This is a genomic window from Gilvimarinus algae, from assembly GCF_030518215.1.
Classification (GTDB): Bacteria; Pseudomonadota; Gammaproteobacteria; order Pseudomonadales; family Cellvibrionaceae; genus Gilvimarinus; species Gilvimarinus algae.
Genome location: NZ_JAULRT010000027.1, coordinates 25,030 through 47,583, shown reverse-complemented (window position 1 = coordinate 47,583; position 22,554 = coordinate 25,030). Strand labels below are relative to the sequence as shown.

Genomic DNA, 22,554 nt, shown 5'->3' with positions numbered 1-22,554 from the left:
GTTTTCGCCGTATGCATAGCGCGAATACATTTATTTTTGCACAATTTTAGTGCTTATGCGTTGTTTGAGGGCGTGCAGGCTGCACGCCTTTGGTTGAGCGGGGCTGGGGCTTGCGGGTGTCAGTTGATGGACGGGCGGTGCACAAACACGGTGACGCTCTCGCTGCTGGTGATGGTTTGATCATCGGCATCGACCACATCGACTCTTAGGGTATGCTGACCGCGGAAAATTTCACGAATCGAGTGATTGTTGAGCGTGGTGGTATTGAGCCGTTCTCCGTCCATGTAATACGCAAAGCGGTGGCCCGCCTGCAAGGGCACTTGGGTGCTCACGGCGATGACCAGATCCCGCTGCCCCGCGGTGACCGTGTACTCGTTGGTGGGGCTGACGATCTGCACCTGATAGTCCGGGTACTCCTGCTCTGGTTCCTCTTGCGTCTCGTCGGTCAGATCGATGGGCTTACCGCCCGGCACCAGATTGGTAGGGCGCACCTGGACCTTCTCGGTTGTCTCGCCACTGCGGGCGGCCTTGCTCGGGTCGTCGGTGTAGGTGACATTGCCGTACTTGTCGACCGATTTATACACCTCGGCGCGTGCGCCGAAACTCAAACAGGCAATCAGTAGCAGGAGCGTGCGGGTCATGGTGGGGTCCGTCAGTGCCGAATGAGCCTTAAAGATAACGCGTTCACCGACAAAGAAAAAGGGCCCGGTCATCGCTGACCGGGCCCTTTTGTGAGCTTTGGCACAAGGTGCCGGCTCTGACTTAGACGCTGTAGTACATATCGAACTCAACAGGGTGTGGAGTCATTTGCAGACGCTGGATGTCTTCGCGCTTCAGGGCGATGTAAGAATCGATGAAGTCTTTCGAGAACACGCCACCGGCCTGCAGGAAGTCGTTGTCTTCTTCCAGTGCTTGCAGAGCCTGCTCCAGGCTTGAGCAAACGGTTGGAATTTGCGCTTCTTCTTCCGGCGGTAGGTCGTACAGGTCTTTAGAGGCGGCTTCACCTGGGTGGATCTTGTTCTGAACGCCGTCGATACCGGCCATCAGCAGAGCTGCAAAGCACAGGTAGGGGTTGGCGGTCGGATCGGGGAAGCGGGTCTCGATACGCTTGGCTTTCGGGCTGGTCACAAACGGAATGCGGATAGACGCAGAGCGGTTGCGCGCAGAGTAGGCCAGCATAACCGGGGCTTCAAAGCCAGGTACCAGACGCTTGTAGGAGTTGGTAGAGGCGTTACAGAAAGCGTTCAGAGCGCGGGCGTGCTTGATGATACCGCCGATGTAGAACAGGGCAGTTTCAGACAGGCCAGCGTAGTCGTCACCGGCAAACTGGTTAACACCGTCTTTAGAGAAAGACTGGTGAACGTGCATACCAGAGCCGTTATCGCCGATCAGCGGCTTGGGCATAAAGGTCGCGGTTTTGCCGTAGGCGTGGGCCACGTTGTGTACGCAGTACTTGAGGATTTGCACTTCGTCGGCTTTTTTGGTCAGGGTGTTGGCACCAACACCAATTTCGCACTGACCGGCAGTCGCCACTTCGTGGTGGTGTACTTCGATTTCCAGGCCCATGGCTTCCATGGCGTTACACATGGCAGAGCGCAGGTCAGCCAGAGAGTCGACCGGAGGTACGGGGAAGTAACCGCCTTTTACGCGTGGGCGGTGGCCGGCGTTACCGTCTTCGAAAGTGTCGCCGGAAGACCAGGCGCCTTCTTCGGATTTGATTTTGTAAAAGGCGCCGCCCATTTCGCTTGCCCAGTGAACACTGTCAAAGACGAAGAATTCTGGCTCGGGGCCGAACAGAGCGGTGTCACCCAGACCGGTAGACTTCAGGTACTCTTCAGCGCGCAGACCGATAGAGCGTGGGTCGCGGTCGTAACCCTGCATGGTGGAAGGCTCCACAATGTTGCAGCGGATGATAACGGTAGAGTCCTCAGAGAACGGATCGAGAACAGAGGTTTCGTCATCGGGCATGAGGATCATGTCCGACTCGTTAATACCTTTCCAGCCATTGATGGAAGAACCATCGAACATTTTGCCTTCTTCAAAAAAGCTGTCGTCCAAGGCGGAAACCGGGATGGTGACGTGCTGTTCTTTACCGCGGGTATCGGTAAAGCGCATATCAACCCAGCGAGCTTCGTGTTCTTTGATCAGTTCCAGTGTTTTAGACATTGAATGCCTCCAATTTGTAATGCCTGCGGGCTCGGGATTATAAAGCCTACGGGCAAAGGACGTTAACATTAAAAATTAAACCGACTGGCGGGGCCATGGCTCTGCCAGTGTTTGCACCCTACTGCGCTCAAGCAGGAGTTTGAGCCGGGCGACTCATTCGTGTCCCGGGGTTAGGGCAAGAACTGTGCCATTAGTTGAGGTGGCCTCCCCGCTCGATTTGGCGAGGTTTGCGACTCACAAGCTCAGCTCCCGCAGAAGTGGCGCGAACCAAATTGGTGCGAATGCACGTATTAGTGGTTCATTATGGTGCAAGTCGCATTTGGCGATCTTTTGTTTCGCCCCCGCCCTTGCATTATAATGTCGCGCTTTTACCGCGCGCTTACAGTAGGCTCTCATGCATTTCATCGTCAAGGTCTTCCCGGAAATAATTATCAAGAGTCCGCCGGTGCGCAAACGCTTTATCAAGCAGCTGCGCGACAACTTGCGGCTGCTCGTGGCCGAGATCGGGCCCGGCATCAAGGTCGATCGCGATTGGGAGAAAGTCGAAGTCTGGGCCGACGACGGAGACCTGGAGCCGCAAGAGGCGGCCCGGCGCGAGGCGCGGGTGGCCGAGGTGCTGGCTCACACGCCCGGGATTGGCAGTTTTCTGCGGGTTTTGGAGTTTCCCCTGGGGGATCTGCAGCAGATTTTTGAGGATACCCTCAGTTGCTGGCGCGGCAAACTGGCTGGTAAGACGTTCTGTGTGCGCGTCAAACGCAACGGCACCCATGAGTTTGGCTCCAACGATGTGGAACGCTACGTGGGCGGTGGCCTGGCCCAGCATACGGACAATGCCGGTGTTGAACTGCGCAAACCCGATGTGACCGTGCGCCTGGAAATCAAGGGCGAGCGGCTGTTTGTGGTCTCCAGCCAAACCCCCGGTCTCGGTGGTTTTCCGCTCGGCTCGCAGGAGTCGGTCCTGTCGCTGATTTCCGGTGGCTTTGACTCCACGGTGTCCACCTACCTCACCATGAAGCGCGGTATCCGCACCCACTTTTGCTTTTTTAATCTCGGCGGACGTCAGCACGAGCTAGGCGTGAAGGAAGTGGCCTATTTTCTCTGGCACAAGTACGGCGCCTCCCACCCGGTGAAGTTTATTACCGTGCCCTTTGAAGGGGTGGTCAGCGAAATACTGCAACACGTCGACAACGCCTATATGGGGGTGGTGCTCAAGCGCATGATGCTGCGCGCCGCCAGCCAGGTAGCCGAGACCCTCAAGTTACCGGCTTTGGTTACTGGCGAGAGCGTCGCCCAGGTGTCCAGCCAGACGCTGCCGAATTTGAGTGTGATCGACCGGGTCACCGACACTCTGGTGCTGCGTCCGCTGATCACCATGGACAAGGGCGAGATCATCGATATCTCTCGGGTCATAGGTACCGAGACCTTCGCCGCCAGTATGCCAGAGTACTGTGGGGTGATTTCGGTGCGTCCGACCACCCGGGCGCGGATGGACAAGGTGCAGGTGGCCGAGGAAAAGTTTGACTTTGCCGTGCTGGAGCAGGCGGTGTCCGAGTACCGGGTGGCCGATGTGCGCGAGCTGGCCGAGTCTGTAGACGCTTCTGTCGAGTTGACGGTGGTTAACCAGTTGCCGCCGGGCGCTGTGGTGATTGATATCCGTCACCCGGATGAGGAGTCGTTAAAACCGCTGGCCCTGGCCGATGCGCCTGTACTGAAAATCCCTTTTTACACGTTGAACAAGGCGCTGGCACAATTGGATATCGACAAGTCCTACTTTTTGTATTGTGATAAGGGCATTATGAGCCAGTTGCACGCCTCGCACCTGGCGGATGATGGACACACCAATATTGGTGTCTACCGGCCCTAGAGACCCGCTGTATGTCACGGAAAACGCCCCTGGGGCAGCTCATCGTTTTTATTCTGATCGCCGCCGGCATTATTGTTCTGTCCATTGGCTCCACCCTCTACTTTACCGGTGTGCCCATGGGTGAGTTTGGCCAGAAGATGGGCGAGGCCATTGGGCTCAACTACAAGCACGCCACCATGACCGACGCCCAGCTGGTCTGCAAGGAGCATATGCAGCGCAAGTTCTCAGGGCGCATCCGGGTGCTGCATGTGGACAGTCGCAGCAGCCGGCGCGACGATGAAGAAGGGCTGTTCAAGATCTTTATCGAGGCGGATATCTACGCCGACTCCGACCGCGTCGGCCCCACCCGCGAGCTCTTTGTCAGCTGTTTTGTCTACGCTCAGAGCGGCAAGATCGAGCGCTTTCAGTTCGCCGGCGACAGCGAAGAACAGATCGGGCCAGACGGTGAAGAGGCCACCAATTACTTCGGTTTGTAAAGGTTTTGCGGAAAAACGCCTAAAAACTGATCTTTTTGATTCCTGTCGTCACCCTAGATCGTTATAATGCGCGCCTTTTCAGCGGCCCCAACAGACGCCGCCGCCATTTCCCAACGCATTGAGACCACATTGTGACCACCCAATCCGACATCGCCAATCTGCGTAATATCGCTATTATCGCCCACGTTGACCACGGCAAGACCACGCTGGTGGACAAGCTTTTGTCCCAATCCGGCACGCTCGATCGACGCGACGAAGGCGCCGAGCGCATCATGGACTCCAACGACCAGGAGCGTGAACGCGGCATTACCATTCTGGCGAAGAACACTGCCATCCGCTGGAATGAATACCGTATCAACATCGTGGATACCCCCGGACACGCCGACTTTGGCGGTGAAGTGGAGCGGGTGCTGTCCATGGTCGACTCGGTGCTGCTGTTGGTGGATGCCGTCGATGGCCCCATGCCGCAAACCCGCTTTGTGACGCAAAAAGCCTTCGAAAAGGGGCTGAACCCTATTGTGGTTATCAACAAGGTTGACCGTCCCGGTGCGCGCCCCGATTGGGTGGTGGATCAGGTGTTTGATTTGTTTGACCGCCTGGGCGCCACCGACGAGCAGCTGGATTTTCCGATTATTTACGCCTCGGCCCTCAATGGTGTGGCCGGCCCGGAGCCGGATCAGTTGGCCGACGACATGACCCCGCTGTTTGAAATGATTACCCAGCACGTCAAGGCGCCCAATGTGGATGTGGACGGCGATTTCCAGATGCAGATTTCAGCGCTGGATTACAACAGCTACGTGGGTGTGATCGGTATTGGTCGCATTAAGCGCGGTAGTCTATCCCCTAACCAACAAGTGGTGGTGGCCAAGCGCGCCGGAGGTACCAAAAAAGCCAAAGTGCTGCAGGTAATGGGCTACCACGGTTTGGAGCGTGTCGACACCAACCGCGCCACCGCCGGTGATATCGTCTGCTTGACCGGTATTGATGGCCTGGACATCTCCGACACCCTGTGCGCCCCCGACAACGTCGAGCCATTGCCCGCACTGACTGTAGACGAGCCCACGGTGAGCATGACCTTCCAGGTCAATGATTCGCCCTTTGCCGGTAAAGAGGGCAAGTTTGTCACCAGCCGCAACATCAAGGAGCGTCTGGATCAGGAGCTGATCCACAATGTGGCGCTGCGGGTAAAGCAAGGCGACAGCCCCGACAAATTTGTGGTGTCTGGCCGCGGTGAGCTGCACTTGTCTGTGCTGATCGAGAACATGCGCCGCGAGGGCTTTGAGCTGGGCGTGTCCCGCCCCGAGGTGATTCAGAAAGAAGTGGACGGCGAAATCCACGAGCCCTACGAGCAGGTGGTGATTGATGTGGAAGAGCAGCATCAAGGTGCCATTATGGAAGAGCTGGGTCTGCGCCGTGGTGAAATGACCAACATGGAGCCGGACGGCAAGGGCCGCATCAAGCTGGAGTTTTTGATTCCCTCGCGCGGCCTGATCGGTTTTCGCGGTCAGTTCCTGACCATGACCTCCGGCTCAGGCATTATGACCAGCATTTTTGATCACTATGGTCCGGTGAAGGCCGGTGAAGTGGTCAGCCGCCACAACGGCGTGCTGGTGTCCATGGTCAAGGGCAAGACCCTGGCCTATGCGTTGTACAACCTGCAGGACCGCGGCCGCCTGTTCCTGGGTCATGGCGCGGATATTTACGAAGGCCAGATCATTGGTATTCACTCGCGCGACAACGACCTCGCGGTTAACCCCACCAAGGCCAAGCAGTTGACCAACGTGCGCGCCGCCGGCACGGACGAAGCGCTGACTCTCACACCGCCCATTCAGCACACCCTGGAGCAGGCGCTGGAGTTTATTGAGGACGATGAGCTGGTGGAGGTGACCCCCGAGTCGATTCGCCTGCGCAAAAAGCTGCTCACTGAAAATGAGCGCAAGCGCGCGAAAAAGTAAATTCGCGAAGTCTGCCCTAGCCAAAAAGCCCCGCTCTGCGGGGCTTTTTGCGTTTTGGGCTCCCCGTTTGGAGGATAATTAGTAGCTTCGATGTCGAAAAGCTCGATCACCGTTCGATGATAGGGAAAGACTCTTAACAGACAGGAGGTGCCACCGTGCCCAACACCATCAAGCTACACCGCGTCTTTCAGGCTCCGCCCGAGCGGGTTTACCGAGCGTTTCTTGAACCGGCTGCCATTGCCAAGTGGAATCCGCCCAATGGGTTTACCGCTACAGTGCATGAGCTGGATGCCCGCGAAGGCGGCCGGTTTCGTATGTCCTTCACCAATTTCTCAAACGGCCAAAGTCACACCTTTGGCGGGTGCTACCTGGAATTGGTACCGGGCGAGCTGATTCGCTCGACTGACCGTTTTGACGATGAGCAGCTGCCCGGTGAAATGCTCCTGACGGTGCGCCTCGCCGCTGTTTCCTGCGGCACCGAGGTGCACATTACTCAGGAGAATGTGCCGGATATGATCCCGCCCGAGGCCTGCTACCTCGGTTGGCAGGAGTCCCTGGCGCTGATGGCCAAGCTGGTCGAGCCCGAAATTCCCGCCGGCGGGGCCTGACTGCTCTAAAGTGGGCGAGGTTCGGGTTTCCCCGGCGGCAATTGAACGTCCCACTTTATCTCTGCGGGCTAGGTGGGGCGCGTGCTTCTGTTGAATCTGCTTTGATGGCAAAAAACAATAGAGGTAGATGTATGCTCCACTGCACTTTTCTCCGTACCGCTTTTGCGGCACTTCTGTCCGCCAGTGTCTGTGCCCAGGCGGCCGACAAATCCGGCTCCGGCCCTCAAGACGTTGACATCGTTAAACACCAGGGCGTGTATCAGCTCACGGTCAACGGCGAGCCCTTTGACGTCAAAGGGGTGGGCGGTTCGTCCATCGAGTCTTTCCCACTGTTAGTGGAGATTGGCGGCAACAGCGTGCGCACCTGGAGTACGCGCGACGCCGATGAGGTGCTGGCCGCGGCCGCGGAGCACGACATCATGGTGGCCATGGGCTTTGACACCGAAAAAGAGCTGCACGGCTTTGATTACAACGACGAAGCGGCCGTCGCCGAGCAGTTTGAGCGTTTCAAAGCGGCAGTGCAAAAGTACAAGGATCACCCCAATCTGCTCGCCTGGGTGGTCGCCAATGAGCCGAACCTGCTTATCAACGATGACGGCTCACTAAAAGACGTCAATCCCAAGGTGTACGTGGCCATCAACGATATGATCGAGTACATCCACCGCGAAGACCCTCATCACCCGGTGACTTACACCTTTGCCGGCGCCTCCCGGGATCACATTCAAACGGCTCTCAAATACACGCCAGAGGTAGACTTTATTTCCGTTCAGCTCTATGCCGATGTGGCTAACCTGCCGGAAATCATCCGCCAGGTGGGGGTGGACAAGCCCTACATGGTCACCGAGTACGGCGCCATCGGGCACTGGGAGCGACCAGCCACTGAGTGGGGTCGCGAGATTGAGGAGCCCAGCGGCATCAAGGCCAAAACCTTAGCTGAGCGGATGCGCTCAGCCTTCGATGGCAACCCTACCGGTCAGGTGATCGGGTCCTATGCCTTTTTGTGGGGCCAGAAGCAAGAGCGCACGCCGACCTGGTACGGCATGTTCAACGCCGATGGCAAGCCCAATGCACGCATCGACGAGCTGGCCCGTTACTGGACCGGCGAGTACCCCGACAATCGTGCGCCCCTGGCAATGAGCATTACCCTGAACGGTCAGCGGGCCGAACAAAACGTCTATCTCAAGCCGGGCGAGCGCGCCGAGCTGACCGTAGAGGTGACCGAACCTGACGCAGATCCGCTGCGCTATGAGTGGGTACTGATGAAAGAGGTGCAAACCCGAAGCCAGGGCGGCGCTTTTGAGCAAAAACCCGATGAACTGCCTGTGGAGATTATCTCAGAGTCGGGCGGTAAGCTGGTGTTCGCCGCTCCCAAAGAGCGGGGGGATTACCGGATTTTCTCCTACACCTACGATGGCAAGGGCAAGGTGGGTAACGCCAATTTCCCGTTTTACGTTAAATAGAGAGCCCTTGGTGCGGCGGCGCTGCTAAAGGCCGCCTCAAGGGAGACGAAGAGAAAAGGAATCACTATGACTGAGCAAGCGCTGCTGTCCGAGCAAGGTATGAAAGTGGGGCCTGCTGACTCTCATTAAATACACCTGCTGGAAGCCAGTTTTGTCTCCAGCTAGGCGCCGTGAACGAAGTTTGGTTGTTCCAAATAAGAGAGCGGCAACAACGCTGGTGGCAAAACTGGCCCCAGCCCTTCGGGTTACGGCTAAAAATCCGCCACTCTGCGTTAGTCGTCGCTTATTTGGAACCACCAAACAACACTCCTCTTGCCTTGATTGGCAAATTTTTAGCCGAAACAGGCTGGACTTAATGAGAGTCAGCAGGCCCCGGCCTACAGGCGATTGACTTCGCCGCCGAAGGTATGAAAACAACCAAGGAGAGCTTTACCCCCTTTGCACTTTTTCTGACGAAAAACGGAAAAAGCGGCATTAAGCGCTTCGCCACAAAAGCACCGGACGAGGTTTCGTCTATGGCCCAGGCCGCTATCGATAAGCTGGCCGATGACCTGGTGGCCTACGCCATCGTCCAAGATGGTTTTACCACCTTTGATGGTCATAAAAGAGATTCTATTGTCGTCGAGGCGGGCTGCGGTATTTCCGGTAGAGCGTTTAATTTTGTTCAGCAATACTCCCTGGCACCCGAGTATGAAGAGCACGGTAATGTAAAAGTGGCTGGCGAGCTGGACTACCGAATAACCCTGTCTGAGGGCGCACGCAATGATACAGAAGAGCTGATTCAGCCGCTGTGCCGGGCACCTTTTGCGATCTTTGAGAAAATTGCCGCCGCTGACGGGAGGATCGATGCCAAGGAGATGGATGCTTTTGTCGCCACCCTGGGCGAGGGGCTTAAATCGAAAAACCCGTTAGTGGTAGCCTGTATTCAGATGGCGGTGAACAATGCAGAGCACTACTTTAGCTTGATGGAGCAGGGGGCTTTGGACCTTAAGCGGGACATCGCTGAGTCAAGGTCGGTGCTACAATCGGATTTTCAGCACGCCAATGGCGACGAGTATCTGGAATTCTTGCGGCAGCTGGCGGAGAAAATTGCCCAGCCAAAAGGCGGGTTTATGGGCTTTGGGAAAAAAGTCGCGGATGCCGATGCCCAGGCCGTACAAGAGGTTATCACACTGCTTTCCTAGCAGGTGGTTTGCCGGTTTTTACCTGGAGCTGCTCATAAAGGAGCGAGGATGGACGTTGACGATATTCGGGTATTTATCCCGAGTAAAAACTACGAGGCTTCACAGGCTTTCTATCAGGCCTTGGGCTTTCGCATGTCGAAAGCCTCCAATGACTTGTCCATTTTTGAACTCGGCAAGTCGACCTTCTTCCTCCAGCGTTACTATGACAAAGCCTTTGCCGAAAATCTGATGCTGCAACTGATTGTGCCGGACATTGAAAAGGCCTACCGCACGGTTGCCGCTATCGAGGGACACGATTTCAGGTTCGAGCCCATCAAAAACGAGCCTTGGGGGAGAGTCGTGTACCTGTGGGGGCCAGCAGGAGAGCTCTGGCATATTACCGAGCTCCAAGCCCGTTAGCGGCTGTGGTTGCGCTTAATTTGCAGCAGCGACTCCTTGATGGACACAAAGCATTCGGCCAGCGTCGGGTCAAAGTGCGAGCCGGCTTGCTCTTCAATCCAGGCAAAAGCCTGCTCTTCCGGCCAGGGGTCCTTGTAGGGGCGTTTGGACGTTAATGCGTCAAATACGTCGGCAATGGCGACAATGCGGGCCTCTATGGAAATGGCCTCGCCTTTCAGGCCTCGTGGGTAGCCGCTGCCGTCCCACTTTTCGTGATGCTCCATAGCCAGCAGGTGCGCCAGCTGAATCAGCGGCGAGTCGGAGTTCTCCAGAATTTTCCCGCCAATGGTCGTGTGTTCCTTGATTTGCGTAAACTCTGCTTCAGTCAGCCGACCGGGTTTTAGCAGTATCGCATCCGGGATGCCGATTTTGCCCACATCGTGCATGGGCGCCGCCTGGCGAATCAGCTCGGCATACTCTTCGTTAATCCCATAGGCGAGCGCCAGAGCCTTGCTGTATTTGCTCATGCGGATGATGTGTTCGCCGGTATCCGTATCCTTGTATTCGGCGGCGCTGCCAAGCCGGTGCACCAGGTCCACGTGGGCGCGCTTTAACTGCTCGGCTTGCACTAAAGATAAGTGAGTGTTGATGCGGGCGCGCACCAGAGCCGGTTTGATTGGCTTGGTGATATAGTCCACAGCACCGACCGCGAAGCCGGCAAATTCGTCGTCATCATCGCTCAGGGCCGTTACAAAAATAACCGGGATATGACGCGTGTCCGCTTGGCTTTTCAGTGCCTGACACACCTCGATGCCGCTCATCCCCGGCATCATGACATCCAGCAATATCAGTTTGGGTGCTTCCTGTGCCACCAGTTCGAGAGCTGCCTGACCCGACTTGGCAAAAGACAGGCGATAGTGCTCCGCCAGCGCGCGCTGCATGACTTTTAGGTTGGTGGGTTCGTCATCCACCACCAGAATACGCGGTTTCTCTGTGTGGCTAATCACTCTGGCTCCGTCGACAACGCCTTGACTGCGGACAGTATAGCGGACAGCTGTTCACTGGCCGCGCTGAACTCGAACTCTTCAAAGGCTTTGATGGCTTGCGCCACCAAAGGGGCTATCTGCACGGGGCTGTGCGCTTGCAAGGTATGTAGCAGCGTCTCGTCCACCTCGGCCCTTTCGGCTTTTTGCAGAAGTTGCGTGGTTATTTGCGCAAGGGCTTCAGGGGGCAGGCTGTCGCTTGGCTCTGCGTGTGCCGCTGCTTCTGGGCGGTTGTCATTCAGTAGCGCGCGTATGTTGCCGGTTTCGTCCAGTATTTGTTGAGCAGTGCGTTGGTAGAGCTCCTTGTCCTGCGTGCTTTCGAGCGTCGCCAGCAGTTGGCTCAGGCGAGTTAACCCGAGGTTGCCGCTGACGCCCTTGAGTGCATGTAGTTGTGCTTTCGCCTCTGGGGGCTCTGGGTAAGGCGGCTCGCAGAGACTTTTCAGTGCGCCCAGCTGGGCGTGAAAAAACTCGTTTATTTGCTCAAGTTGTTTGGCGCGGCTGCCCCAGAGCAGTTCGCCCTGGGTAAAATCAATGGCCGTGTGAGAGCGCCCGGGTGCGGTTGCACTGGGGTGATCGGTTGCCAGCCCTAACACATTGGCGATTTCCCGGTTGAGCTCACTGGGGTTGACCGGCTTGGTGGCAAAGCCGTCCATGCCGGCCTGCTGCGCGGTTATTTTGTCTTGCTGCAGAACGCTGGCGGTGAGCGCAATAATGGGGGTGCGCGCCGCCCCCGTGTGAGCTTCGCGTTCGCGTATGCGCTGGGTTGCCAGTATGCCGTCACACTCGGGCATATGGATGTCCATAAGAATTACGTCAAAGGTGTTCTTGGCGAACATCGCCAGCGCTTCCAACCCATTGGCGGCGGTCATGACCCGGTGGTTGTGGCGCGATAGCAGCAGTGACAAAAGCTCGAGATTCTGTTCAATGTCATCGACCACCAAAATATTCAGCGGTGGCAACTGGACGAGTTGATCGGTCGGCGCCGAAGGCAGCTGACTGGCATCGCCCCTGGCCAGCGGCAGACTAAAGAAAAACCGACTGCCTTTGTCTGGCTCGCTGATGACCGCCAGCTGGCCACCCATGAGTTCGACCAGTTGCTTACTGATGCTGGTGCCCAGGCCTGTGCCGCCAAAGCGGCGGGTCATGGTGTTATCGGCCTGCTCAAAGGGGTGGAAGATAGCGTCTATACGCTCCTGTTCAATACCAATGCCCGTATCTTCTACGGCAAAATACAGCTCGTCATTGTGTGTTTGGTTCACCCGCACCATGACGGATCCACGCTCGGTAAATTTCACGGCATTGCCGATTAGGTTGGTCAACACCTGACGAATGCGATTGGCATCGCCGTAGTAGACTTCGGCTACATCGGGCGCAATGTCGAGCTGCAGATCAATGCCTTTTTGCTTGGCGTTGAGCCAGAAAGTGGAGACAAGGGTGTCGAGCAAATCGCGAATAGCAAAGTGCTCGGGCTCGATGCTGAGTTTGCCTTTTTCCAGCTTGGCAGAATCGAGAATGTCATTTAAAAGATGCATCAGCGAGCGCGCCGAGTGGTTGATGGTGGCCAGGTGGCTTTGTTGATCTTTCTCCAGCGGGCTCTCCATTAAAATTTCGCTAAAACCGATGATGGCGTTCATCGGTGTTCGGATTTCATGGCTCATATTGGCAAGAAAAGCCTGCTTGGCCTGGGCGGCTTGCTCGGCGGCGGTCTTGGCCATTTTCAATTGCTCTTCATACTCATGTCGCTCGGTGATATCAATCAGGACACCGTCAATCCACAAGGGTTGTCCGTCGTCGTCAAACGTAAAGCAACCTTGATCAAGCACCCACAGGGTATGCCCATTGCGGTGGGTGATGCGGTACTCCAGAGAGTAGGATGTTTTATTGGCAATCGCTTGGCCGATGGCGGCCTCAATGGTGGCTTCATCGTCTTTGCAAATCAGATCGCCCATTTCAATTTTGCGCGAGAGAAAATCCTCCAGGGCAAAGCCTGTGAGCTCTGCAATGCTGGGGCTCGCGAAAATCATGCTCCACTGCTCGTTAATTTGGCAGCGAAAGGCAACGCCAGGGAGGTTGTTCATCAGCGAGCGATACTGCTGCTCTTTTTCGAGCAAGCTTTGTTGCAGCTTTTTCTGCTCGGTCAGGTCAGTAATAAAGGCGACGTAGAGCGGTGTTTGCGTGGGCTGTTGGACCTTGCCCAGGCCGAGGCGAATGGACACCTTGCGCCCTTGCCTGTCGGCGATTGTCACTTCGCGGTTGCGGCCGATATAGTCTGCCAGATCAGGGGGGCTGTCATCGATTTGGCAAAGGGCCGCTTGAGCATTGCCCCCCGATGTCAGAAGCCCGGCGCTCTGACCAATGAGCTCGGCGTCGGTGTAGCCCAGAATCTTCTCGGCCGAGCGGTTGGCGCTGAGAATCCGCCCCCTGTGGTCAATGGTGATAATCCCGTCGACGGCCGTGGACAATATGGCACTCATTCGCGATTCGCTGGCCGACTTTTCCGCGAGCAGCAAACGGTAGCGAACCAGCCAATTGATAGCCGCTACTATCGCGGTCAGCAGCACGGTGGCGCAGGCAACGCTGATGGCGATAAAAGACAGCTCCGAGTCGACCACGCCCTGCCCCGCAGCGGCTTTGCCCGTACTGATAAAACGTGTGGCCAGCATACCCATATAGTGCATACCCGACACTGCCAGCCCCAGTACCAGCGCGCAGATTAGCCGGCTCTGCTGGTAAGAGAGCCCGGGTATAAAACGGGGTAGATAAAAGCGAGAGAAAAGCCCGACGAACGACAGTCCGACCGCGACCACAATCGACAACGCAAAGGTCACGGGGTCATAGCGCAGCAGCGGCGCCAGCTCCATTGCCGCCATGCCGCTGTAGTGCATGGTCCCTATGCCCGCGCCGAGCAGCACGGCCGCCTGGCTCAGCGATATGAGGTTGGCTTTGTGCGAGAGTAAAAAAATAGCGCACAGGCAGGACAGCAGCGCCGGCAGAAAGGATAAAAAGGTTATAGTGGGGTCGTAGCTGATCTGTGTGCACAGGGAAAAGGCGAGCATACCGATAAAGTGCATGCTCCAAATGCCACCGGACATAAGCACGGCCGCGGTCACCCTGGCCACCTTGCGGTAGGAGCCAAAAGGGGTTTTCTGGGCGAGATCCAGTAAATAGACCGTAAAATAGCTGGCAAAGATGGCCGTGCAAATTGACAGCGCCACCAGCTTGCCATTGTAGACACCACTGAGAATCAAGGCAGGGTCGTGCTCGGTGGTGAAAAAGCTGGACAGCATAAGACCTCGGTAGAGATGTTGAGGGCCTCTTCGCAGGCCTTACCCTTATAACACAGTGTAGCTGCATTTATTAAAAATGCGCCAATGAGGGCACTGCGTTACCCGCACAGCTTTCTTGATACGCGGCGGCGGCTTAAATGGACAATGGCACAAGACGATCGGAGATTGGTCAATGACGGACAGTTCCAGGCCCTGTTGGGTGCTGCTGAGGGGGCTCGGGCGCGAGGCCGCCCACTGGGGCGACTTTGCCGAGCGCTGTGCGCAAACCTTGGGCGCCCGGGTAATCTGCCTGGACCTGCCCGGCAGCGGTCGCTTATATCGAGAGCGCTCGCCGGAGTCCATTGAAGGGCTGCGCCAAGCGGCAGCGGAGCAGCTCATGCAGCAACTGCCTGCCGGGGAGCCCTTTTCGCTGCTGGGCATTTCTCTGGGTGGTATGGTCGCGCTCGACTGGGCAGTGCATGAGCCCGAGCGTGTTCAGGCGTTGGTGCTGGCTAACGCCAGTAGCCGTTTGAGCCCGATCCGGCAGCGACTAAAGGTAGCCAGCTTGAAGACGGTACTGGTGTGCTTGTTCGATCAAGACGCCCTTCGCTGCGAGCGGCGCATTGTTCGCATGGTGAGCAATATACGCCGTGACGATGAAGCTTTGATACGGGCGTGGCAGGAGATCCAGAGCCAGCGGCCGGTGAGCAAGGCAAACCTATTGCGCCAGCTAAAGGCCGCGGGTCGCTATCAGCTTACGCAAAAACCCCGCTGCCCGGTGTTGGTGGCCACCAGCAAAGCGGACCGCATGGTCAGCCACCAGTGCTCTGTGCGCCTGGCCGAGTACTTGTCGGCCGCTTTGGTGGTGCACGACACCGCCGGGCATGATATTGCTTTGGATGCGCCGAAGTGGCTACTGGAGCGAATGGCCGCCTGGCAGCCGGCAGCGCCTGCGGGCGAGTTCAGTGTTGTTGCGCCGCAATAGTTCAGCACCTTTGACTATCAGGTGGCGATGACTTCAACCTTTTAAAGGGTCTCGGGCTCGGCATCGGGCCCGCGGGTTTTCAATCACAGTAACAGGAGATTCTATGAAAAAGGTCGGTGTGGCAGTGGCGGCGATACTCTTGGCGGCCTGTTCGGGTGTTCACTACAAGCCCGGATACATCAAAGACGGTGAGCGCGAGGGCTACGAGGACGACTTTGCCGCCTGTGAGTCGGCGAATCCAGGTTCCGTTCCCGGTCGCGACGGCTGTATGGAGGACAGGGGCTGGGTGCGCTCCGACACCATCAAAGTGGAGCGCGACTAAGACAGTCGTGCGCGCCTGATTCGCGGCCAGTGACTCGCAGTGCGAGCCGCCGGCCTTTCGGGTTTAGTTTTTCAGCACAATGCGGTAGTGAGCTTTGCCATCGCGCAACCTGGCAATCGCTTCATTGATCTCGCTCATGGCGAAGTACTCGGTGGTCGGCTCAATCCGATGAAGCGCGGCAAAGTCGAGCATCTTTTTGATGGTCGCCGGGCTTCCGACGGGCGAGCCCGATACTGAGCGTTGAGCGCCGATCAGGCTGAAGGCGCCAATATCCAGAGGCTCGAGCGTGGCGCCGACAAAATGCAGGCGACCTTTGGGCGCCAGCGTGTTGAGGTAGGCGTTCCAGTCCAGCTTCACGTTTACAGTGGAGAGGAGCAGGTCAAAGTAGCCTGCCGCGGCCTCCAGTTCGCCCGCGCTTTTAGAGTTGAGCACTTTGTGTGCGCCCATTTCCAAGGCCTCTTTTTTCTTGCTGTCGCTGGAGGTGAAAGCGGTGACTTCGCAGCCCCAGGCGTTGAGAAACTTGACGGCCATATGCCCCAGCCCGCCAATCCCAATAACACCGACTTTCGCGGTGGGCGGCACATCAAACTGCACCAGAGGATTGAAGACGGTGATGCCGCCGCAAAACAGCGGGCCGGCTGTGTCGGGGTTTACCCCCTCGGGTAGGGGCACCACGGCTTTTGCCTGAGCGCGCACTTTTTCGGCGAAGCCTCCGTGGTGTCCGGCGATGGTCGGCTGAGCGCTGGCGCAGAGGTTGTGATCGCCAGAGTTGCACGTCTGACAGTCATTGCAGTAGCCGCTGTGCCAGCCCAGCCCAACGCGCTGACCCGACTTCAGGTTGGCGACGTCAGAGCCCACTTTGGCAATTGTGCCTATCACTTCGTGACCGGGGACAAAGGGGTACTGGGTAAACCCCCATTCGTTGTCGAGCATGCTGATATCGCTGTGGCACAGGCCGCAGGAGTCCACATTGATTTCCACTTCATCCCGGCCCAGTGGGCCCGGGTCGTATTCAAAGGGCGCAAGTGCTTCTCCGGCGCCTTGAGCGGCGTAGGCTTTGATCATAACTCCTCCTTTGTCTAGTGCGATGGGGCGTGAACGCCTATTATGTAAATCTTTTTTGTTGGCAACAATCGCCATTGATGAAACCGAATGTTATGAATTTAGAAACAATAGATTTGAAGAGCTTGCGCATTTTTGTCGCCACGGCCGAGCATTTAAGCTTTACTCGGGCGGGCGAGGCGCTGCAGCAGCCCAAGTCAGTGGTGAGTAAAACCGTCTCACGCCTTGAGCAAACACTGGGCGTCTCGCTGCTTGAGCGCTCCTCACGCGTGGTGCGCCTAACCGAGGCCGGTCAGATCCTCTACAGCCGTGCTCTTAGCTTGCTGGAGGAGGCGGCCCTGATATTGTCCGACGTGCAGGGCATGCAAACGCGGGTGAGCGGCGAGCTGCGTTTGGCAGCGCCGCCGGCTCTGGGGCGCTACCTGGCGCGCGAGTTAATCCCCGAATACTTGCGTCTATGGCCTGAGGTGTCGGTGTCGCTTAAGCTGTCTTACGACTACGAAGACCTTTTCAAAGAAGGGCTGGATTTGGCGTTTCGCATGGGTGGCCATCGCGATGACCACCTGATTGAAAAACCGCTGGGCTTTGCCAACCGGGTCATGGTGGCGACCCCGGCGTATCTGAGCGAGCACCCGCCGGTGACGCGGCCAGAAGACCTCTCAGCTCATCTCTCCCTGCAAGTGTTTGACAAGCCTTTTTCCAGCTGGAGCATGCAAAACGGCGAAGCGTCTTACTCCGTATCCATGCGCAAACAGTTCCAGTGCGCGGATATGGAGGCCCTGAAAAACGTGTTGCTCAGCGACATGGGCATTGCCCAGCTGCCCTGGCTGGTGGTGCGCGATGAGTTGCACAGCGGCCGCCTTGTCGAGGTGCTACCCGGCTGGGTGAGCGACGGCTTGACGATCTCCGCCGTATACCGCCTGGGGCCCAACAAGCCGGCCAAGCTGGAGAAGTTTCTCGCGCTGACCGAGCAAAAGCGGCATTTGTTTGATTTGCAGCGCCGTAGCCTTTAAGGCTTGCACAATGAGACGGGTGTGCTGAAGCAAGCTTACGACCCGGTAGCTACCCCAGGCAGTGTGTTCTTAGTGTGCGCGAACTGCTTGACTGTATAGGACGGTTGTCCTATATTTCTAAAAATTAGGACAGTCGTCCCAAGTTGAGAATATGGCAGACAAGGCAACAGATCAGCGCATAGTGGCGGCTGCGGATGATTTATTTTATCGGCAGGGCTATGAGCACACCTCATTTCGCGACATTGCCGAAGCGGTAGGGATCTCTCGCGGCAATTTCTATCACCACTACAAAAGCAAAGACGACATCCTCAGAGCCGTTATCGAGCGGCGCTTGGACAATACCCGCTTACTGCTGCGCCAGTGGGAGCAGCAGGCAAGCTCACCGCTCGATCGCATCATCTGCTTTGTAAAAATCCTGACAACCAACTGGGCAAAGATTCGTCTATATGGTTGCCCTGTGGGCACTTTGACAACCGAGCTCTCCAAGCTCGATCATCCGGCGAAGAAGCAGGCGAGTGAGGTATTGACGCTGTTTCGCCAGTGGTTAAAGGCACAGTTTATCGCTTTGGAAAAGGCGCCTGAAAAAGCGGACGAGCTTGCCATGCATGTCCTGGCGTTTAGTCAGGGGGTTGCGACTCTGGCCAGTGCCTACCGCGATAAAGCGTTTGTGCAGCGAGAGATCGACGGTATGTGCAAGTGGCTTACTCAGCTTGCTGCGCAGCAGGAATAAACAACGAAAAAGGAGTGAATCATGTTCGTGATATTGCTGAGGTTTTCCGAGAATCGTGATCGAGCCGGCGATTATATGGCCGCTCACAATGAGTGGATAAAAGAGGGCTTTGCCGATGAGGTGTTTCTCCTGGCTGGCAGCCTGAGGCCGGGTATAGGTGGCGCCATTGTCGCGCACAATACCTCTCTTGAAGCGTTGCAGGCGCGTACGGCGCAAGATCCCTTTGTCGTGCACACGGTGGTAACCGCAGAAATTCTGGATATTGCGCCGGGCCGGGTGGACGAGCGATTGAGTTTTTTAATGGCGCAAGGCGCCCCTGCCTGATGGAGCGGTTCACCTCAGGGCTTATTCGCCTAGCACTGGTGATTCTTGGGTTAAATACAGTTCAGAGACGCTGATGTCGCTGAGGGCGAGCGCGAACAGCGAATCGGATCAGAGCCAGCAGCTGTATTGCTCAGTGTATAAGTTGCTGCACAAGCGGCGCTTTCATAAGAATTAGGCGTCACGTCAACGATAGAGCGAATTTTTGATTCGTCCCTCTCGCATTTCCCAATGCCCACAGTCACTGGCAGAGGCCAGGGTGCAATGCGGGTTCGATGGTGCTAGGCTGTGTTGGTGCTAAAGTAACAGACCCCAGGATGGATCTATGACTGAGCCCACCGGCAAATCCGGCTCCACGGTACTGATTCCGGTTTTTATTCCCGCTGTTGTGGTTATGGTGCTGCTGGTGGTTGGCACCATTGCCAATCCCGATCTCGCTGGCAACGCTTTTAAAGTCACGCTGACCTACATCACCGAAACCTTTGGTTGGTTCTACATGTTGTCGGTGGCGTTTTTTCTGGTGTTTATTGTCGGCGTTGCCATGACCCGCTGGGGTAATATCAAACTCGGACCGGACCACGCCGACCCGCAGTACAGTTTTCCCGCCTGGTTCGCCATGCTGTTTTCCGCAGGCTACGGTATCGCGCTCTTGTTTTTTGGTGTGGCCGAACCGGTGCTGCACTACGCTTCGCCACCGGAAGGAGCGGCGCAAACGGTGGGCTCGGCCAAGCAAGCCATGCAAATCGCGTTTTTTCACTGGGGCTTTCATATCTGGGCGATCTACGGTCTTGTGGGGCTGGTGCTGGCGTATTTTGCTTTTCGTCACGGTTTGCCGTTGTCAATTCGCTCGGCGCTCTACCCGTTGGTGGGCGATAAAATCTATGGGCCCATTGGCCACGCTGTGGATGTGTTTGCCATCCTCGGCACCATGTTTGGTATCGCGACCACCTTGGGCTTGTCGGTCACGCAAATCAACGCGGGTATTCACTATCTGTGGCCGGCGGTCCCCGTGAGTCACACGGTGCAAATCATTTGCATTATGGCGATTACCGGGCTCGCGATTTTCTCCGTGGTGGCGGGTATGGACAAAGGGGTTAAGCGCCTGTCTATTCTCAATATGGTACTGGCGATCTCGCTCATGCTGTTTGTCTTTGTGGTGGGGCCCTCGGTGCATATTCTGGAAACGTTTTTGCAAAACACCGGCAGCTATCTCAATCATATTGTCGAGCGAACCTTTAATTTGCAGGCCTATTCGCGTAGCGATTGGATCGGTAACTGGACGCTGTTTATCTTTGGCTGGACCATAGCCTGGGCGCCCTTTGTCGGCTTGTTTATTGCCAAGATCAGTCGCGGCCGCACCATTCGCGAGTTTGTGGTGGGGGTGATGCTGGTGCCGTCGCTGTTTACCTTTTTGTGGTTTTCGGTGTTTGGCGACACGGCGCTCAATGAAATCATGAATGAGGGTTACACTGCGCTTATTGCCGAAGTGCAAAGCAATCAGGCTATCGCCCTGTTTAAACTCTATGAGGTTTTGCCGCTGACCTCCATTGTCTCGTTTATTACCGTTTTGTTAATCATTACGTTTTTTGTCACCTCCTCGGATTCGGGCTCATTGGTGATTGATTCGCTGGCCTCGGGCGGAGCTTTGCATACCCCCGTATGGCAGAGAGTGTTTTGGGCAACGGCCGAGGGCGTGGTTGCGGCCACTTTGCTTTTGGCCGGCGGTCTCGGTGCGCTGCAGACCATGACCATTACCAGCGCACTGCCGTTTAGTCTGATTATGATTGTGTCTGCTTTTGGCATGTGGCGGGCACTGGTCATCGAGGGGCACCATCAGCAAAGCCTGAAAACGGATCTTCATCAGCGTTATAGCGGTACCAGCGGCCGGGGATTGTGGCGCCAGCGCTTGCACGGGCTGGTGAACTTTCCCAGCCGCGATCAAGTGCAGGAATTTATGGACACCACGGTTCGCAAAGCGATGTTTCGCGTTGAGCGTGAGCTGGTAAAAGAGGGCTGGCAGGCAAAGGTTCATGAGGACACCGAGAATAACCGCCGTTATCTTGAAGTGTTCAAGGAAGAGCATGTGGACTTTGTCTATGAAATCCGCGTGCTTGAGCATGTGCTGCCCGATTACGCTTATCCGCAAATGCCTTCCAGTGACGAGGATCAGCGCCACTACTACAGGGCCGAGGTGTTTTTGCGCCGCGGCGGCCAGTCCTACGATGTGTTTGGCTTTGACCAGCAGGACATCATTACCGATATTCTTGATCAGTTTGAAAAGCACCTGCACTTTCTGCACATCTCCACGGCGAGCTTGCCCTGGCGGATGGAGGAGCATGATGATCTGTTGAGTACCCCGCCCGAGCCACCCGAAGAAGCGCCGGGCGTGGATGACGGGCGGCCGGACCAGGCTGGCTCGGATCAAAAGACATAACACGGGAGGTGTCTCATGCGCTGGTTGTGCCCAGCCAGGGCTCTGTTTATGACGGCGGCGTTGGGTCTTTCCGGTAACGGCTTTGCCGATGAGTCCACGGAGGTGTTAAAAGCCGAAATCGAGGCCCTTAAGGCGCGCATTGAAGTGTTGGAGCAGCGCCGCCCGATCAAAGAACAGCTGCTGAATACCGCAACCATTGGCAGCGAGCAGGTGAGCGAGAAAAAGGCGTCGCGCGAGTCGCCGAAAAGAGACATCAAGGTCGGCGGTGCTCTGCGCTTTAACCTCTTGTATCAGGAAGATGCTGATGCCTCCGTGGGCAAGCGCGGTGAAAGCGGGCTGGATGTGTTTCGTTTCAATGTAGATGGCCAGCGAGATAATGTACTCATTTCGGCCGAGTATCGTTTTTATCCCTATATGAGTGTGCTCCACCACGGCTGGGTCGGCTATGAGTTTGAAGATGCCAGCCAACTCCAGCTGGGTATCACTCAAGTGCCGTTTGGCATTCTTCCCTACGCCTCGCACAACGCCTGGGCCGGCGTGCCCTACTACGTCGGTCTGGCGGATGATTACGACATGGGCATCAAATACCAGCGCGAGCGCGGCCCCTGGTCAATGCACTTTGCGTTTTTTAAAAACGAAGAGTTTAACGATGCGACCAATCTCGATCGTTACGGCTTTGATCTGGTGCGCGTGGGTGAGCAGCAGAACGAGGAGGTGAATCAGCTCAATGCGCGTTTGGCTTATACTTTCGGCGAGACTACCGCCTGCGAGACGCAGCTTGGCGCCTCCGTGGAGGCCGGGCAGATGTACAACACCCTGTCCGAGGAGCGCGGCGACCGCTGGGCGGGCGCCGCGCATTTGGATAACCGGTGCGGGCGCTGGAGTCTGCAATTGCAGAGCGCCCAGTATCGCTATAGCGCCGCCGACCCAGCCGGTGTGGACGACTCTGTGGTGCGCGTAGGCGCCTTTGCCGGCAGCTATGACATCGACAGCGACGCTCGTGTATGGGTGGCGAATTTGGCCTATAACCTGCCCGTTTCCTGGCCGCTGCTGGACAGTGTCACTTGCTACAACGATTACTCGCGCCTGGACAAGTCCATCGCCGGTGCGACCGATTCCGAAATCAACACCACCGGCTGCGCCATTGGCTCCGGCCCGCTGTTCACTTACATCGATTATATTCTCGCGAAAAACATGCCCTATTTTGGCCAGGGCTCGCTGGCCGGTGGCGGTGAAGACGATTGGCAGGGCCGCTTCAACATCAACATAGGCTATTACTGGTGAGAC

General features: G+C 56.7%; 19 protein-coding genes. 14 read left to right on the top strand and 5 right to left on the bottom strand.

Annotated features, from left to right (window positions below):
• Window positions 1-119: 119 nt before the first annotated feature.
• Together QWI16_RS00560 and glnA are read right to left on the bottom strand one after the other, a co-directional pair.
• Complete coding sequence (locus tag QWI16_RS00560) at window positions 120-713, bottom strand: DUF4124 domain-containing protein (RefSeq protein ID WP_302710764.1); 594 nt, start codon at window positions 711-713, stop codon at window positions 120-122.
• A gap of 49 nt (window positions 714-762) precedes the next feature.
• Window positions 763-2,166, bottom strand: coding sequence for a glutamate--ammonia ligase (gene glnA / locus QWI16_RS00555; RefSeq protein WP_302710763.1), 1,404 nt, complete (start codon window positions 2,164-2,166; stop codon window positions 763-765).
• 394 nt (window positions 2,167-2,560) lie between these two features.
• On the opposite strand from glnA, the gene thiI reads away from it, so the two are divergent.
• From thiI to QWI16_RS00520, 7 genes are all read left to right on the top strand, one after another.
• Window positions 2,561-4,030, top strand: coding sequence for a tRNA uracil 4-sulfurtransferase ThiI (thiI, locus tag QWI16_RS00550; protein ID WP_302710762.1), 1,470 nt, complete (start codon window positions 2,561-2,563; stop codon window positions 4,028-4,030).
• Window positions 4,031-4,041: 11 nt separating this feature from the next.
• On the top strand, window positions 4,042-4,506 hold the full coding sequence (locus QWI16_RS00545; protein ID WP_302710761.1) for a hypothetical protein: 465 nt from the start codon (window positions 4,042-4,044) through the stop codon (window positions 4,504-4,506).
• A gap of 131 nt (window positions 4,507-4,637) precedes the next feature.
• On the top strand, window positions 4,638-6,461 hold the full coding sequence (typA, locus tag QWI16_RS00540; RefSeq protein WP_302710760.1) for a translational GTPase TypA: 1,824 nt from the start codon (window positions 4,638-4,640) through the stop codon (window positions 6,459-6,461).
• 155 nt (window positions 6,462-6,616) lie between these two features.
• Window positions 6,617-7,069: an SRPBCC family protein gene (locus QWI16_RS00535; RefSeq protein WP_302710759.1), complete on the top strand. Its 453-nt coding sequence runs from the start codon at window positions 6,617-6,619 to the stop codon at window positions 7,067-7,069.
• Between the two features lie 131 nt (window positions 7,070-7,200).
• Window positions 7,201-8,529 (top strand): glycoside hydrolase family 2 TIM barrel-domain containing protein, encoded by a 1,329-nt coding sequence (locus QWI16_RS00530; protein WP_302710758.1) that lies wholly within the window; start codon window positions 7,201-7,203, stop codon window positions 8,527-8,529.
• A gap of 407 nt (window positions 8,530-8,936) precedes the next feature.
• Complete coding sequence (locus QWI16_RS00525; protein ID WP_302710757.1) at window positions 8,937-9,713, top strand: hypothetical protein; 777 nt, start codon at window positions 8,937-8,939, stop codon at window positions 9,711-9,713.
• Between the two features lie 48 nt (window positions 9,714-9,761).
• On the top strand, window positions 9,762-10,112 hold the full coding sequence (locus QWI16_RS00520; protein WP_302710756.1) for a VOC family protein: 351 nt from the start codon (window positions 9,762-9,764) through the stop codon (window positions 10,110-10,112).
• Here the strand turns inward: QWI16_RS00520 and QWI16_RS00515 are convergent.
• Both QWI16_RS00515 and QWI16_RS00510 read right to left on the bottom strand, forming a co-directional pair.
• A complete protein-coding gene (locus tag QWI16_RS00515; RefSeq protein WP_302710755.1) occupies window positions 10,109-11,098 on the bottom strand; it encodes a response regulator in 990 nt (329 codons plus the stop codon). The genes QWI16_RS00520 and QWI16_RS00515 overlap by 4 nt on opposite strands.
• Entirely contained in the window at window positions 11,095-14,421 is a 3,327-nt protein-coding gene (locus QWI16_RS00510; RefSeq protein WP_302710754.1) for an MHYT domain-containing protein, read from the bottom strand. The genes QWI16_RS00515 and QWI16_RS00510 overlap by 4 nt, the downstream gene beginning before the upstream one ends.
• A gap of 172 nt (window positions 14,422-14,593) precedes the next feature.
• Between QWI16_RS00510 and QWI16_RS00505 the strand changes: the two genes are divergently transcribed.
• Both QWI16_RS00505 and QWI16_RS00500 read left to right on the top strand, forming a co-directional pair.
• On the top strand, window positions 14,594-15,385 hold the full coding sequence (locus QWI16_RS00505) for an alpha/beta fold hydrolase (RefSeq protein WP_302710753.1): 792 nt from the start codon (window positions 14,594-14,596) through the stop codon (window positions 15,383-15,385).
• Window positions 15,386-15,488: 103 nt separating this feature from the next.
• Window positions 15,489-15,707 carry a hypothetical protein gene (locus QWI16_RS00500; protein ID WP_302710752.1) on the top strand — a complete coding sequence of 73 codons (219 nt, stop codon included), beginning with the start codon at window positions 15,489-15,491 and terminating at the stop codon, window positions 15,705-15,707.
• 63 nt (window positions 15,708-15,770) lie between these two features.
• Here QWI16_RS00500 and ahr read toward each other — a convergent pair whose 3' ends face one another.
• Window positions 15,771-16,772 carry an NADPH-dependent aldehyde reductase Ahr gene (ahr, locus tag QWI16_RS00495; protein WP_302710751.1) on the bottom strand — a complete coding sequence of 334 codons (1,002 nt, stop codon included), beginning with the start codon at window positions 16,770-16,772 and terminating at the stop codon, window positions 15,771-15,773.
• A gap of 92 nt (window positions 16,773-16,864) precedes the next feature.
• On the opposite strand from ahr, the gene QWI16_RS00490 reads away from it, so the two are divergent.
• The 5 genes from QWI16_RS00490 (at window position 16,865) to QWI16_RS00470 (ending at window position 22,551) form a co-directional block, all read left to right on the top strand.
• Window positions 16,865-17,782, top strand: coding sequence for a LysR family transcriptional regulator (locus QWI16_RS00490; protein WP_302710750.1), 918 nt, complete (start codon window positions 16,865-16,867; stop codon window positions 17,780-17,782).
• Between the two features lie 151 nt (window positions 17,783-17,933).
• Window positions 17,934-18,512, top strand: a complete 579-nt coding sequence (locus tag QWI16_RS00485) for a TetR/AcrR family transcriptional regulator (protein WP_302710749.1) — start codon at window positions 17,934-17,936, stop codon at window positions 18,510-18,512.
• A gap of 21 nt (window positions 18,513-18,533) precedes the next feature.
• Complete coding sequence (locus tag QWI16_RS00480; protein ID WP_302710748.1) at window positions 18,534-18,836, top strand: YciI family protein; 303 nt, start codon at window positions 18,534-18,536, stop codon at window positions 18,834-18,836.
• A 322-nt stretch (window positions 18,837-19,158) separates the two neighbouring features.
• A complete protein-coding gene (locus QWI16_RS00475) occupies window positions 19,159-21,267 on the top strand; it encodes a BCCT family transporter (RefSeq protein WP_302710747.1) in 2,109 nt (702 codons plus the stop codon).
• 15 nt (window positions 21,268-21,282) lie between these two features.
• Entirely contained in the window at window positions 21,283-22,551 is a 1,269-nt protein-coding gene (locus QWI16_RS00470; protein WP_302710746.1) for a porin, read from the top strand.
• Window positions 22,552-22,554: the final 3 nt, after the last annotated feature.

What these genes read in the sequence shown, in the direction of transcription:
- QWI16_RS00500 (WP_302710752.1), top strand. Translation starts at nt 15,489, where the DNA reads ATGAAAAAGGTCGGTGTGGCAGTGGCGGCGATACTCTTGGCGGCCTGT.
- QWI16_RS00475 (WP_302710747.1), top strand. Translation starts at nt 19,159, where the DNA reads ATGACTGAGCCCACCGGCAAATCCGGCTCCACGGTACTGATTCCGGTT.
- glnA (WP_302710763.1), bottom strand. Translation starts at nt 2,166, where the DNA reads ATGTCTAAAACACTGGAACTGATCAAAGAACACGAAGCTCGCTGGGTT.
- QWI16_RS00510 (WP_302710754.1), bottom strand. Translation starts at nt 14,421, where the DNA reads ATGCTGTCCAGCTTTTTCACCACCGAGCACGACCCTGCCTTGATTCTC.
- QWI16_RS00545 (WP_302710761.1), top strand. Translation starts at nt 4,042, where the DNA reads ATGTCACGGAAAACGCCCCTGGGGCAGCTCATCGTTTTTATTCTGATC.
- thiI (WP_302710762.1), top strand. Translation starts at nt 2,561, where the DNA reads ATGCATTTCATCGTCAAGGTCTTCCCGGAAATAATTATCAAGAGTCCG.
- QWI16_RS00530 (WP_302710758.1), top strand. Translation starts at nt 7,201, where the DNA reads ATGCTCCACTGCACTTTTCTCCGTACCGCTTTTGCGGCACTTCTGTCC.
- QWI16_RS00485 (WP_302710749.1), top strand. Translation starts at nt 17,934, where the DNA reads ATGGCAGACAAGGCAACAGATCAGCGCATAGTGGCGGCTGCGGATGAT.
- QWI16_RS00470 (WP_302710746.1), top strand. Translation starts at nt 21,283, where the DNA reads ATGCGCTGGTTGTGCCCAGCCAGGGCTCTGTTTATGACGGCGGCGTTG.
- QWI16_RS00480 (WP_302710748.1), top strand. Translation starts at nt 18,534, where the DNA reads ATGTTCGTGATATTGCTGAGGTTTTCCGAGAATCGTGATCGAGCCGGC.
- QWI16_RS00490 (WP_302710750.1), top strand. Translation starts at nt 16,865, where the DNA reads ATGAATTTAGAAACAATAGATTTGAAGAGCTTGCGCATTTTTGTCGCC.
- QWI16_RS00520 (WP_302710756.1), top strand. Translation starts at nt 9,762, where the DNA reads ATGGACGTTGACGATATTCGGGTATTTATCCCGAGTAAAAACTACGAG.
- QWI16_RS00505 (WP_302710753.1), top strand. Translation starts at nt 14,594, where the DNA reads ATGACGGACAGTTCCAGGCCCTGTTGGGTGCTGCTGAGGGGGCTCGGG.
- ahr (WP_302710751.1), bottom strand. Translation starts at nt 16,772, where the DNA reads ATGATCAAAGCCTACGCCGCTCAAGGCGCCGGAGAAGCACTTGCGCCC.
- QWI16_RS00525 (WP_302710757.1), top strand. Translation starts at nt 8,937, where the DNA reads ATGAAAACAACCAAGGAGAGCTTTACCCCCTTTGCACTTTTTCTGACG.
- QWI16_RS00560 (WP_302710764.1), bottom strand. Translation starts at nt 713, where the DNA reads ATGACCGGGCCCTTTTTCTTTGTCGGTGAACGCGTTATCTTTAAGGCT.